This window comes from Ferrovibrio sp., from assembly GCF_019636075.1.
GTDB lineage: Bacteria > Pseudomonadota > Alphaproteobacteria > Ferrovibrionales > Ferrovibrionaceae > Ferrovibrio.
In genome coordinates this window covers 1-11,563 of sequence record NZ_JAHBYG010000068.1, presented here as the reverse complement: position 1 = coordinate 11,563, position 11,563 = coordinate 1, and the positions used below count along the sequence as shown (strand labels likewise).

The 11,563-nt window shown below is 62.6% G+C and carries 11 protein-coding genes; 1 reads left to right on the top strand and 10 read right to left on the bottom strand.

What is annotated here, in order from left to right:
- From thrC to coxB, 10 genes are all read right to left on the bottom strand, one after another.
- On the bottom strand, window positions 1-1,005 hold a 1,005-nt coding region (gene thrC / locus KF827_RS18900), incomplete at its 3' end, for a threonine synthase (RefSeq protein WP_291008965.1).
- Entirely contained in the window at window positions 1,002-2,501 is a 1,500-nt protein-coding gene (locus tag KF827_RS18895; RefSeq protein WP_367273153.1) for a carboxypeptidase M32, read from the bottom strand. The genes thrC and KF827_RS18895, both read right to left, overlap by 4 nt.
- 32 nt (window positions 2,502-2,533) lie before the next feature.
- The gene (locus KF827_RS18890; protein WP_291008962.1) at window positions 2,534-3,253 is read right to left on the bottom strand and encodes an SURF1 family protein; all 720 of its coding nucleotides are present in this window, start codon (window positions 3,251-3,253) and stop codon (window positions 2,534-2,536) included.
- Window positions 3,254-3,257: 4 nt separating this feature from the next.
- On the bottom strand, window positions 3,258-3,626 hold the full coding sequence (locus KF827_RS18885) for a DUF983 domain-containing protein (RefSeq protein WP_291008960.1): 369 nt from the start codon (window positions 3,624-3,626) through the stop codon (window positions 3,258-3,260).
- 43 nt (window positions 3,627-3,669) lie between these two features.
- The gene (locus KF827_RS18880) at window positions 3,670-4,476 is read right to left on the bottom strand and encodes a cytochrome c oxidase subunit 3 (RefSeq protein WP_291008957.1); all 807 of its coding nucleotides are present in this window, start codon (window positions 4,474-4,476) and stop codon (window positions 3,670-3,672) included.
- 28 nt (window positions 4,477-4,504) lie between these two features.
- Window positions 4,505-5,170, bottom strand: coding sequence for a cytochrome c oxidase assembly protein (locus KF827_RS18875; protein WP_291008954.1), 666 nt, complete (start codon window positions 5,168-5,170; stop codon window positions 4,505-4,507).
- Entirely contained in the window at window positions 5,167-5,301 is a 135-nt protein-coding gene (locus tag KF827_RS18870; RefSeq protein ID WP_291008951.1) for a hypothetical protein, read from the bottom strand. Before KF827_RS18870 ends, KF827_RS18875 begins: the two co-directional genes overlap by 4 nt.
- A gap of 2 nt (window positions 5,302-5,303) precedes the next feature.
- Window positions 5,304-6,281, bottom strand: coding sequence for a heme o synthase (locus tag KF827_RS18865; protein ID WP_291008948.1), 978 nt, complete (start codon window positions 6,279-6,281; stop codon window positions 5,304-5,306).
- Between the two features lie 43 nt (window positions 6,282-6,324).
- The gene (ctaD, locus tag KF827_RS18860; RefSeq protein WP_291008945.1) at window positions 6,325-7,947 is read right to left on the bottom strand and encodes a cytochrome c oxidase subunit I; all 1,623 of its coding nucleotides are present in this window, start codon (window positions 7,945-7,947) and stop codon (window positions 6,325-6,327) included.
- 24 nt (window positions 7,948-7,971) lie between these two features.
- Window positions 7,972-8,799: a cytochrome c oxidase subunit II gene (gene coxB / locus KF827_RS18855; RefSeq protein WP_291008942.1), complete on the bottom strand. Its 828-nt coding sequence runs from the start codon at window positions 8,797-8,799 to the stop codon at window positions 7,972-7,974.
- Between the two features lie 526 nt (window positions 8,800-9,325).
- On the opposite strand from coxB, the gene KF827_RS18850 reads away from it, so the two are divergent.
- Window positions 9,326-11,563, top strand: a 2,238-nt coding sequence (locus KF827_RS18850) for a PAS domain S-box protein (protein WP_291008939.1), incomplete at its 3' end; no start/stop codon positions are given.

Here is an 11,563-nt window from a genome sequence, read left to right as displayed (position 1 = left end):
CATCAGCGCCCGCACCTGCGCGGCGTCGCGACCGTGCAGATCGAATAGCAGGCGTTCGAAATTGCTGGCCACCTGGATATCCATGCTGGGGCTTTGCGTGGGCGACACGCCGCTCTTGCGGTATTCGCCGCTCTGCACGAAGCGGGTGAGAATATCGTTGCGATTGGTGGCCACGATCAGCTTATGGATCGGCAGGCCCATGCGCGCCGCACAATAACCGGCGAAAATATCGCCGAAATTGCCGGTCGGCACGCTGAAGGCCACCGGACGATCCGGACCACCCAGCGCCAGCGCGGCGGCAGCGTAGTACACGATCTGCGCCATCACGCGCGCCCAGTTGATGGAATTCACCGCCGTAAGCCCGGCGCCATCGCGGAATTGCGCATCGTTGAACAGCGCCTTCACCATGGCCTGGGCATCGTCGAAGGTGCCTTGCAACGCGATAGCATGCACATTGGCATCCGGCACGGTGGTCATCTGCCGGCGTTGTACATCCGACACCCGGCCCTCGGGAAACATGATGAAGATTTCCAGCGCCGAACGGCCCCGGCAGCCCTCGATGGCCGCCGAGCCGGTATCGCCGGATGTAGCACCCACGATGGTGGCGCGCTTGCCCGAACGCGCAAGCGCCCAGTCGAACAAGCGGCCGAGCAGTTGCAGGGCCACATCCTTGAAGGCCAGCGTGGGGCCATGAAACAGTTCGAGCAGCCAATCGTTGGCATCGAGCTGGCGCAGCGGCACCACCGCCTTATGGCCGAACGTGCCATAGGCCTCGTCGATCATGCGGCGGAATTCGGCATCGGGAATAGCGCCGGCCAGAAACGGCCGCATGATGCGGAAAGCCAGTTCGGCATAGGACAGGCCGCGCATGGCGCGCCACTCGGCAACGGTGAATTGCGGCCAGCTGGCGGGCACGTAGAGGCCGCCATCAGTGGCCAGACCGGCCAACAGCGCGCCTTCGAAATCCAGTTCCGGCGCCTGGCCGCGTGTGGAAACATACTTCATGACAGATACCTAGCCTTGAGATGCGCCTTGAAGGCCGTGGCATTCAGCGGATTGCCGGTGGCCTGGCGCAACAGATCGTCGGTGGAAAGCAGCGAGCCCAAGCTGTGCACATGCTTGCGCAACCAGCGCAGCAGCGGCTTGAAATCGCCCTTGGCAATGCCGGGCTGGATCGCCGGATCGGCGGCCTTTGCGGCGGCAAACAATTGTGCGGCAGCCAGGGCGCCAAGCGTGTAGGTGGGGAAATAGCCGATCGAACCGGTGGACCAATGGATATCCTGCAGACAGCCATGGCCATGATCGGGCACATCCACGCCCAGCAGGGTCTGCATGCCATCGGCCCAGGCATCGGGCAGATCGTTTATCGCCAGATCGCCCGAGAGCAGCATCTGCTCCAGGCGATAGCGCAGGATCACATGGGCCGGATACGTCACTTCATCGGCATCGACGCGGATCAGGCTGGGCTGCACGCGCCGATAGGTGCGCTGGAGATTCTCCAGGCTCCAGGCCGGGCCATCGCCGCCGAAGATACGGCGCAACACAGGCGTGGCAAAGCTCAAGAATTCGTCGCCACGGCAAACCTGCATCTCCACCAGCAGGCTCTGGCTTTCATGCAGCACCATGCCGCCGGCACGGCCAACCGGCTGATGCTGCCATTTCCCGGGCAAACCGAGTTCGTAGAGCGCGTGGCCGGTTTCGTGCAACACACCCATCAGCGAGCGGGTGAAATCCTCATCCGCATAGCGCGTGGTGATGCGCACATCGCTGGGCGTACCACCGGTGAAGGGATGCGCCGAAACATCCAGCCGGCCATGATGGAAATCGAAGCCCAGCGCCTTCATGAAAAACAGCCCGGCCTCGCGCTGCTTATCGGTGCTGAACGGCCCAGAGATCGGCAGCGGCGCCGGTTTCTTCGCCTGTCGGGCCAGCGCCTTGTCGATGAAGCCGGGCAGGAATTTGCCAAGATCGGCGAAGATCGCGTCGATGCTTTTCGACGAGCCGCCGGGATAATATTCATCCAGCAAGGCATCGTAGGGCGAGCGGCCGAGCAAAGCCGCCTTGGCTGCGGCAGCCTCTCTTGTCAGTTCCAGAACCGGCCCGAAAACTTTGGCGAATGCCTTGAAATCATTCTCTTTCTTGGCCTTCCGCCAAACCATCTCGCAGGTTGCGGCGGCGCGGCTGAGGGCATCCACCAGTTTGCCGTTCAGCGCCGTGGCATGGCGCCATTCATGGCGCATCTCACGCAGATTGGCGCGTTGCCAGTCGGTCAGCCGGTCGGCTTGTTCCTCGGCGGCTTCCAGCAGGCCGCCCAATGCCGGATCGGTGAGCCATTCATGGCGCAGCACGCTCAGCGTGGCCATCTGCTCGGCCCGGGCCTCGGCGCCGCCTTCCGGCATCATCGCCGACTGATCCCAGCCCAGCATGGCAAGTGCGCCGCCTACCGCCGAAAGGCGGCGGAAGCGCTGTTCAAGCTCGGCATAGGGTTTCATGGCCTGCATCACTCTCGGCTATCGGGCCCTCGGCTACGGGATCAGACGGCGCCTTGCTGCCGTCTCCGATGCCATAGCACATAAATCGCTGCCAGCACCACGGCGCCGGAATACCACGTAAAGGCATAGGCCAGGTGGTTGTTCGGCAGGGTCAGCCGGGTCTGGCCGCCACGCGGCCAGCCGCCCGGGTTGGGTGTGGCATCGGCATCCAGGAAAAGCAGCGGAGCATCGGCGATACCGGCATCGGCCAGCATGCCGGCGGCATCGCCGTGATACCAGAGATTGGCCTTGTCGTCGTGATCGGGGATGAAATAGCCCTTCGGCCAGGGCGCGCGGGCAATGCCGGTGATCGTCACCTCGCCGGCCACCTGGCCCTCGGCGCGGGTTTCGGGCTGCTTGCGCTCGGCCGGCACCCAGCCGCGATTGACCAGAATATGGCCTGGCGCATCGCTGCGCTTGAGCGGCACGATCACCTGATAGCCGAAATTGCCGCGCTCGGAATGCGCCAGCATGTGGAATTCGTGGGCATAATCGAACACGCCGCGCACGGTCACGCGCCGGTAATTCCATTCGGCGGGAACCAGCGCACCCGGCGGAAGCGGCACCGGATCGGCCGTCACGCCGCGCTGGATGGTGTCGATCAGATCCAGCTTCCAGAACAGGCGCTGGGTTTGCCAGATGCCAAGCGCGATCATCAGCACCATGGCAGGCACTGTGATGAGGGTGGGCCAGAAGGCCGGGCGGAAACCGAAAATCTTCAAAACGTCACTCGTTCAGCAATTCGATATCGGAGGATGCCTTGTGGCGATATTGCAGGGCGATCAGCGTGGCCTTGAACGGCCGCAACATGCCGATCGAACCACCCAGGATCAGCGGCGCCCACAGCACCATATGCAGCCAGAATGGCGGCTCGTATTTCAGTTCCAGCCACAGCGCCAGGCCCACCACGATGAAGCCCAGGATCAGGATCACGAAGACCGCCGGACCATCGCCGGCATCGATCTTGGAAAAATCCAGCCCGCAGGCCGGGCAGCTGGGCCGCACATTCAGCAGGCCGGAAAACAGCTTGCCCTCGCCGCAACGCGGGCAACGGCAACGCAGGCCGGCCGAAAAAGGCGAGAGCGGCGGATACATCACCGCCGCTCCCCAACCTTAACACCGCCGATGCGGAGGCCCATCAATGGGCTGCCCCGGCGCCCCACCAATAGATGCAGGCGAACAGGAACAACCAGACCACGTCGACGAAATGCCAATACCAGGCAGCCGCCTCGAAGCCGAAATGGTGGTTCGGCTTGAAATGGCCCTTCACCGCGCGCGCCAGGCAGACGGCCAGGAAGATGGTGCCGACCAGCACATGGAAGCCGTGGAAACCGGTGGCCATGTAGAAGGTGGAGGCATAGATGCCATCCTTGAAGCCGAAAGCGGCATGGCTGTATTCGAAAGCCTGCAGCATGGTGAAGATCGCACCCAGGATCACCGTGAGGATCAGGCCCTGAACCAGGCTCTTGCGATCGCCTTCCAGCATCGCATGATGCGCCCAGGTGACCGTGGTGCCCGAAAGCAGCAGGATCAGCGTGTTGATGAAGGGCAGTTCCCAGGGATTGAAGGTTTCGATCGACGCCGGCGGCCACTGATGCCCGATGGCCTCGGTGGGATAGAAAGCGGCGTTGAAATAGGCCCAGAACCAGGCCACGAAGAACATCACCTCGGAAGCGATGAACATCACCATGCCGTAGCGCATATGCAACTGCACTACGGGGGTATGATGGCCTTCATGCTCGGCCTCGCGGACCACATCGGCCCACCAGGCGACCATGACATAAAGCACCCAGACGAAGCCCGGCACCACCCAGAGCAGGCTGGCGCCATGGAAATAGGCCACTGCGCCGATCGCCAAGGCAAAGGCGCCCATCGAGCCCAGGAACGGCCAGGGGCTCGGATCGACCAGATGATAATCGTGATTACGTGCGGCGCCTGCGGCCATGGGCTCCCCCTTCACTCGCTCTTCATGTTCAATTTACCCCGCGCGCGCCGCCCTGGGTAGCCTGCTGGCCCCCATTCGCTGCGCCGCTGTCGGATACCCGGGCATCGCCCGGCTTGCGGAAAAATGTGTAGCTCAGCGTGATGGTGCGCATCTCGCGGGTCTTCGGATCCTTCAGCATTTCGGGATCGACGAAGAACGAGACCGGCATATCCACGGTCTGGCCCGGTTGCAGCACCTGCTCGGTGAAACAGAAACAGGCAATTTTATTGAAATACGGGCCGGCCTTCTCGGGCGTGACGTTGAAGGTGGCATTGCCGATGATCGGATGATTGGTGGGGTTGGTGGCGCGATAGAAAATCAGCGTCTCCTCGCCCGGCATCACCTTCACTTCGCGCTGCGCAGGCGAAAACTGCCAGGGCAGATCGGCGGAAATATCGGAGTTGAAGCGCACCGTGATCATCTTGCCAGGCTGCGGAACCCTGCCATCCGTACCCGGCGCGGCATCGGCGCGCAGCGGTGTGCCGCCGAAGCCGGTGACACGGCAGAACAGGTCGTAAAGCGGCGCCGAGGCGAAAGACAAGGCAGTCATCACAGCCACCACGCTGACGCAGATGGTGACAACGCGGCGATTCTTATCCTGCTGGCTGGCCTTATCCTGCGGACCGGTGTTGTTTTCGTTGACTGGCGCGTTCATCCCGCACCTCCAGCCCGGCCGGCCATCTTCACCATGGTGATCAGATAGAACAGCACCACCAGCGCACCGAGCACAACGCCCAAGGCGATATTGCGACCGCGACGGCGGCGATGTTCGTCATGCAGCGGCATGATCAGGCTCCCCCCGCCAGGCCGGGAAAGCCCATCGGCAGATCCAGCCAGCGTTCCGCCAACAACAGCGCGAACAACAGGAAGAGATAAAGAATCGAATAGGCAAACATCCGCTTGGGCGCCGCCATGCCACTGCCGCGGAATATCTGCGCCGCCAACACCAGCAAACCCGCACCCAGCAGAGCCGCGCCGATGCCATAAAGCGCGCCGGTATAGCCGAGCAACCAGGGCACCAGGGTGAAAGGCACCAGCACGAGGCTGTAATAGAGGATCTGCCGGCGCGTCTCGGCTTCGCCGGCCACCACGGGCAGCATCGGCACGCCGGCACGGGCATAATCATCCGAGCGATACAGCGCCAGCGCCCAGAAATGCGGCGGCGTCCACAGGAAAATGATGCCGAACAGCAGCACCGGATAGAGGGAAATATCGCCAGTGACGGCTGCCCATCCGATCATCGGCGGGAAAGCACCTGCAGCGCCGCCGATCACGATATTCTGCGGCGTGCGGCGCTTCAGCCACATCGTATAAACAAACACGTAGAAACCGATGGTGATGGCCAGCCACAGCGCCGCCACCCAGTTCACGCCCAGCCCCATGACGGCCACCGAACCGACCGACAGCACGCTGCCGAAGCCGAGCGCTTCCGAGGGCTGGATACGGCCGAGCGGGATCGGACGCGCACTGGTCCGCTCCATCACCGCATCGATATCGGCATCGAACCACATATTGATCGCGCCCGAAGCGCCAGCGCCCACCGCGATGCAAAGCAGCGCCGTGAAAGCCAGCACCGGATGCAACGCTCCCGGCGCCACCACCATGCCGACCAGGCCGGTGAATACCACCAGAAACATCACCCGCGGCTTCAGCAGGGCGATGAAATCGGCCGTACGGGCGCCGAAATCGGAGGCAGCCGAAGCGACATCGAGGCCGGGATTGCCGGCCTCGATGCTGCTAGCAGAGCTGTAACTGGCGTCGGTCACGGGGCTTTTCCGATGCTTTCTAGCCGATCAATTCGGCTGCCGGTCACTTGATGACCGGCAGCTTCTCATACTGGTGGAACGGCGGAGGCGAAGACAGCGTCCATTCCAGAGTGGTGGCACCCTCGCCCCACTGATTCTGCGCCACCGGCTTCTTGCGCGTGAAGGCGTAGAACACCGACGCCACGAAGAACAGCGTGGAGCCAAAGGAGATATAGGAACCGATCGAGGCGATGTAGTTCCAGCCATGGAACGCATCCGGATAATCCGGGATGCGGCGCGGCATGCCCTGCAGGCCCAGGAAGTGCATCGGGAAGAACAGCAGGTTCACGCCGATGAAGGTGGTCCAGAAATGAATCTGGCCGGCGGTCTCGCTGAGTTCGTAGCCCGACATCTTGCCGAACCAATAGTAGAAGCCGCCGAAGATGGCGAACACGGCACCCAGGCTGAGCACGTAATGGAAATGCGCCACCACGTAGTAGGTGTCGTGCAGGGCCGAGTCGATGCCGGCATTGGCCAGCACCACGCCGGTGACGCCGCCGACGGTGAACAGGAAGATGAAGCCGATCGCCCACAGCATCGGCACCTTGAACTCGATGGAGCCGCCCCACATGGTGGCGATCCAGGAGAAGATCTTCACGCCGGTGGGCACCGCGATCACCATGGTGGCGGCGGTGAAATAGGCGCGCGTGTCGACATCCAGGCCGACCGTGTACATGTGGTGCGCCCACACGACGAAGCCGACGACGCCGATCGCCACCATGGCATAGGCCATGCCGAGATAGCCGAAGACCGGCTTGCGCGAGAAGGTGGACACGATCTGGCTGATGATGCCGAAGCCGGGCAGGATCAGGATGTACACTTCGGGATGGCCGAAGAACCAGAACAGATGCTGGAACAGGATCGGATCGCCGCCGCCTTCAGGCTTGAAGAAGGAAGTGCCGAAATTGCGGTCGGTCAGCAGCATGGTGATGCCGCCGGCCAGCACCGGCAGCGACAGCAGCAGCAGGAACGCGGTGATCAGCACCGACCACACGAACAGCGGCATCTTGTGCAGGGTCATGCCCGGCGCGCGCATGTTGAAGATGGTGGTGATGAAGTTGATGGCGCCGAGGATCGAAGAGGCGCCGGCGATATGCAGGCTGAGGATGGCGTAATCCACCGACGCGCCGGGATGGCCGATGCTGGAGGAAAGCGGCGGATAGATTGTCCAGCCGCCGCCCATGCCGGTGCCGCCGGCCGGGCCGGGGGCGAAGATGGAGATCAGCAGCAGGCCGAAAGCCGGGATCAGCAGCCAGAACGAAATATTGTTCATGCGCGGAAAGGCCATGTCCGGCGCGCCGATCATCAGCGGCACGAACCAGTTGCCGAAACCGCCGATCATGGCGGGCATGACCATGAAGAAGATCATCACCAGGCCATGGCCGGTGACCAGCACATTGAACAGGTGATGGTTCTCGCCGAGGATGCCGTTGCCGGGGTTCATCAGCTCGGCACGCATCAACACGCTCATCAGGCCGCCAACCAGACCCGCCATCACGGCGAAGATCAGGTACATCGTGCCGATGTCCTTGTGGTTGGTGGAATACACCCAGCGGCGCCAGCCGGTGGGATGATCGTGATGGGCGTGGTCGTCGTGCGCGCCGTGGGCGGAACTTGCGTGAGCCATGACGGTCCTCTCGGGGCTAATCTGTTACTGCTGCGCGGAAGCGAGGCGGGGCGACGGCCCACCCACTTGCGCATATTTCTGCTTGGCTTCCTCCGCCCATTTGGCGAAGGCTTCCTTGGAAACCACTTCCACCTTGATCGGCATGAAGCCGTGATAGGCGCCGCAAATTTCCGAGCACTGGCCGTAGAAGGTGCCTTCGCGCTCGGCGCGGAACCAAGTTTCGTTCAGGCGGCCGGGCACCGCATCCTTCTTCACGCCGAAGGCCGGCATGGCCCAGGCATGGATCACATCGGCGGCGGTGGTGAGCAGACGCACATTGGTGTTCACCGGCACCACCACGGAATTGTCGGTATCCAGCAGGCGGAGCTGGCCGGGCTTCAGATCCTTGTCGGCCGTCATGATGGCGTCGAAGGTGAAGTTGCCGTTATCGGGATATTCGTAGCTCCAGAACCACTGCTTGCCGATGGCCTTGATGGTCAGTTCGGCTTCCTTGGTCTTGTCGGCGAAATACAGCAGCTTGAACGACGGCACCGCGATCACCACCAGGATCAGGATCGGCACCACCGTCCACACCACTTCAACCAGGGTGTGATGCGAGGTCTTGGACGGCACCGGGTTGGCGGAGGCGCGGAACCGCACCATCACATAAACCAGCAGGGCCAGAACGAAGATGGTGATCAGGGTGATGATCCACAGCAGCAGATCGTGGAAGCGCACGATATCATGCATCACCGGGCTGGCGGCGGCCTGGAAGTTCAACTTCCAAGGGGCCGGCTGGCCGTAAACGGTTTCCGCCAGGGCGGCAGCCGGCATCGCCATGGCCGATACCAGCATCGTGAACAACCCCAACATGGCGTGCATACGCCAGTGCTGCCAAATCAGCCGCATAATGTGTTCCCTCGCAACAGCCCTCCCCGTCTGCCGGGTGGGGGATTCCGGTTTTGTAGTGCCCGGACCATACACCGAAGCCCGACGGCAGCCCAGTCTCCCCGGTTTGTGCGACGATTTGTCGCTATGGTGCAAGTGGCTGCTGGATAGGGATTTTATTCAAGAAATTGCATGCCCTTGCGCGGATGAGGCGTAGCCCTTTAAGCTGCTGCCCGCAGGGAAGGCAACGATGCTCGATCCAGCGCAACGGCTAGTGATACGTGAGGTGCTGGACTGGCTGGACCGGCCGGCATTTGCCGTGCAACGGGATGGCGCCAGCGATTTCCTCTATCTTGCCTGCAATTCCGCCTATTGCGCGATTAGCACCCTCAATGAAACAACCATAGAGGGCTCTCCTCTCTCAACCGGCTTCGCTTTGGGAGAATCCGAAAGGCTAGCCCCGATAATTTGCTCGGTTTACGAGACGGGTACACGCAAAAGCAGCGAAATCATGCTGCGATGGGCCGATGGCTGGCTCTGCCAGTCGATCAGCGTTTCGCCAATCCGGGCCACCCCCACCGGCCCGATTCTGGCTGTGGCGGTGATAGCCGATATCGCCGACCCGAATGCCTTGCGCGACCCCGCGCTGCAGGTGGCGGAAAACAAGCTGCATGATTTTTCCGAGTTGGCTTCGGACTGGTTTTGGGAGACCGACGCCGAACATCGCTTCACCTGGATTTCCGAATCCGCATCCGAAACCAACAACCGCCAGCGCGAGCGCCTGATCAACAGATGCCGCTGGGACGTGGCCGGCACCGCCGAAACCGAGGAAACATTCTGGGCCGCCCATCGCCGCGCGCTGGATGCCCACGAGCCCTTCCACGGCCTGCGCTATTGCATGCTCACCGAGAGCGGCGACGAGATCTGGCTCGAGATCAGCGGCAAGCCGGTTTACGACACTGCCGGCCACTTCATCGGCTATCGCGGCTCGGGCCGCGACATCACCGAGCAATATCACCAGCAGCGCCGCATCGAGGCCGCGCTGCGCCGTGCCGAGGAAGCCAGCCGCGCCAAGAGCCAGTTCCTGGCCAATATGAGCCATGAGCTGCGCACGCCGCTGAATGCCATCATCGGCTTTTCGGAAATCATCCGCGACCAGATGTTCGGCCCCGTGGGCGTGCCGCGGTATGTGGATTACGCGCGCGACATCAATGCCTCGGGCACCCATCTGCTGGCCCTGATCGGCGATATCCTCGACATGTCGCGCATCGAGGCCGGCTATTATGCGCTGGATGAAAAACCCGTCGATCTGGCCGCCGTGATCGCCTCGGCGCTTACCATGGTGCGCCCGCAGGCCGATCGTGCCGGCTCGATCCTGCGCAATCTCTGCCCGGAAAACCTGCCGCAGTTGCGCGCCGACGAACGCGTGGTGAAGCAGGTGCTGATCAACCTGCTGGGCAATGCGGTGAAGTTCACGCCATCGGGCGGCACCATCGACGTGGTATACCACCCCAACGACGATGGCAGCCTGGCGCTATGCGTGGCGGATACCGGCATCGGCATCCCGCCCGAGCGCCTGGAGCAGATCTTCGAACCCTTCCAATTGGCCAAAGCCGAAGTGGCGCGCCAGCATGGCGGCACCGGGCTTGGCCTGTCGATCAGCAAACGGCTGATGGAACTGCATGGCGGCACGCTCAGCATGGCCAGCAAGGTGGGCCAGGGCACCGAGGCGCGGATCAGTTTTCCCGGCTGGCGCCTGCTGGATGAGATCGACAAGGACTGGCGGCCTACCACGCCGGAACCGATCATCCCGCCCAGCCGCCCGGCGCCGAAACCAATAGCCGAGGATGCCAAATCCACCGAGCCGCGCCATTTCGGCAATTCCGCCGGCGAGGCCCTGCGCGTACTGCTGGAAACCATGGGCGAAGGCGTGATCGTGATCGACCGCCAGGGCATGATCGTATCGGTAAGCAATGTGGGCGCGCAGCTTTTCGGCTACGACGCGTTGGATCTGGTCGGCCAGAATGTGCGCATCCTGATGCCCGAACCGTTCCGTTCCGGCCATGACAGCTACATCCGCAACTATCTCAGCACCCATCGCGCCAAGGTGCTGGGCATCGGCCGCGACACGCTGGGCCGGCGTAAATCGGGCGAAATATTCCCGATCCATATCAGCGTCGCGGAATTCGATTCCGATAGCGGCGAACCCGGATTCATCGGCGTGGTGCGCGATATTTCAGACCGCCGCGATGTGGAGTTGAAGGCGGAATACGCCAGCCGCAACGACCCGCTGACCGGCGTGCTGAACCGCGCCAGCTTCATCGCGGAAGCCGAGCGCATGCTGGCCGCGCCGCATCGCCTGGCCGATGGCAACTGGGTGGTTTTCAACCTGGATATCGATGCCTTCCGCGATATCAACGAGGGCTTCGGCTATCACATCGGCGACCAGGTGCTGAAAACAGTGGCTGAACGCCTGGGCGAGGCTTTGCCGCGTGAGGCGATGGTGGGCCGCATAGCCGCAGACCAGTTCGCGGCACTGGCTGCCGTGGCCGATCTCAAGCATGCGATGGAGCTCGCCCAGGCCCTGCATGAGCATCTTACCCGGCATGTTGTGGCGGAGGGCCGCGTGGTATCGCTTAAAATCAGCACCGGCGCGGCGCTGATCGAAGATGCCGGCGAAAAGCTGGCAGATACCCTGGCCAAGGCGGAATTGGCGCAGAAACTCGTGCGCAATGCCGGCGGCGACAAT

What these genes read in the sequence shown, in the direction of transcription:
- KF827_RS18895 (WP_367273153.1), bottom strand. Translation starts at nt 2,501, where the DNA reads ATGCAGGCCATGAAACCCTATGCCGAGCTTGAACAGCGCTTCCGCCGC.
- KF827_RS18885 (WP_291008960.1), bottom strand. Translation starts at nt 3,626, where the DNA reads ATGTATCCGCCGCTCTCGCCTTTTTCGGCCGGCCTGCGTTGCCGTTGC.
- KF827_RS18880 (WP_291008957.1), bottom strand. Translation starts at nt 4,476, where the DNA reads ATGGCCGCAGGCGCCGCACGTAATCACGATTATCATCTGGTCGATCCG.
- KF827_RS18875 (WP_291008954.1), bottom strand. Translation starts at nt 5,170, where the DNA reads ATGAACGCGCCAGTCAACGAAAACAACACCGGTCCGCAGGATAAGGCC.
- KF827_RS18870 (WP_291008951.1), bottom strand. Translation starts at nt 5,301, where the DNA reads ATGCCGCTGCATGACGAACATCGCCGCCGTCGCGGTCGCAATATCGCC.
- ctaD (WP_291008945.1), bottom strand. Translation starts at nt 7,947, where the DNA reads ATGGCTCACGCAAGTTCCGCCCACGGCGCGCACGACGACCACGCCCAT.
- coxB (WP_291008942.1), bottom strand. Translation starts at nt 8,799, where the DNA reads ATGTTGGGGTTGTTCACGATGCTGGTATCGGCCATGGCGATGCCGGCT.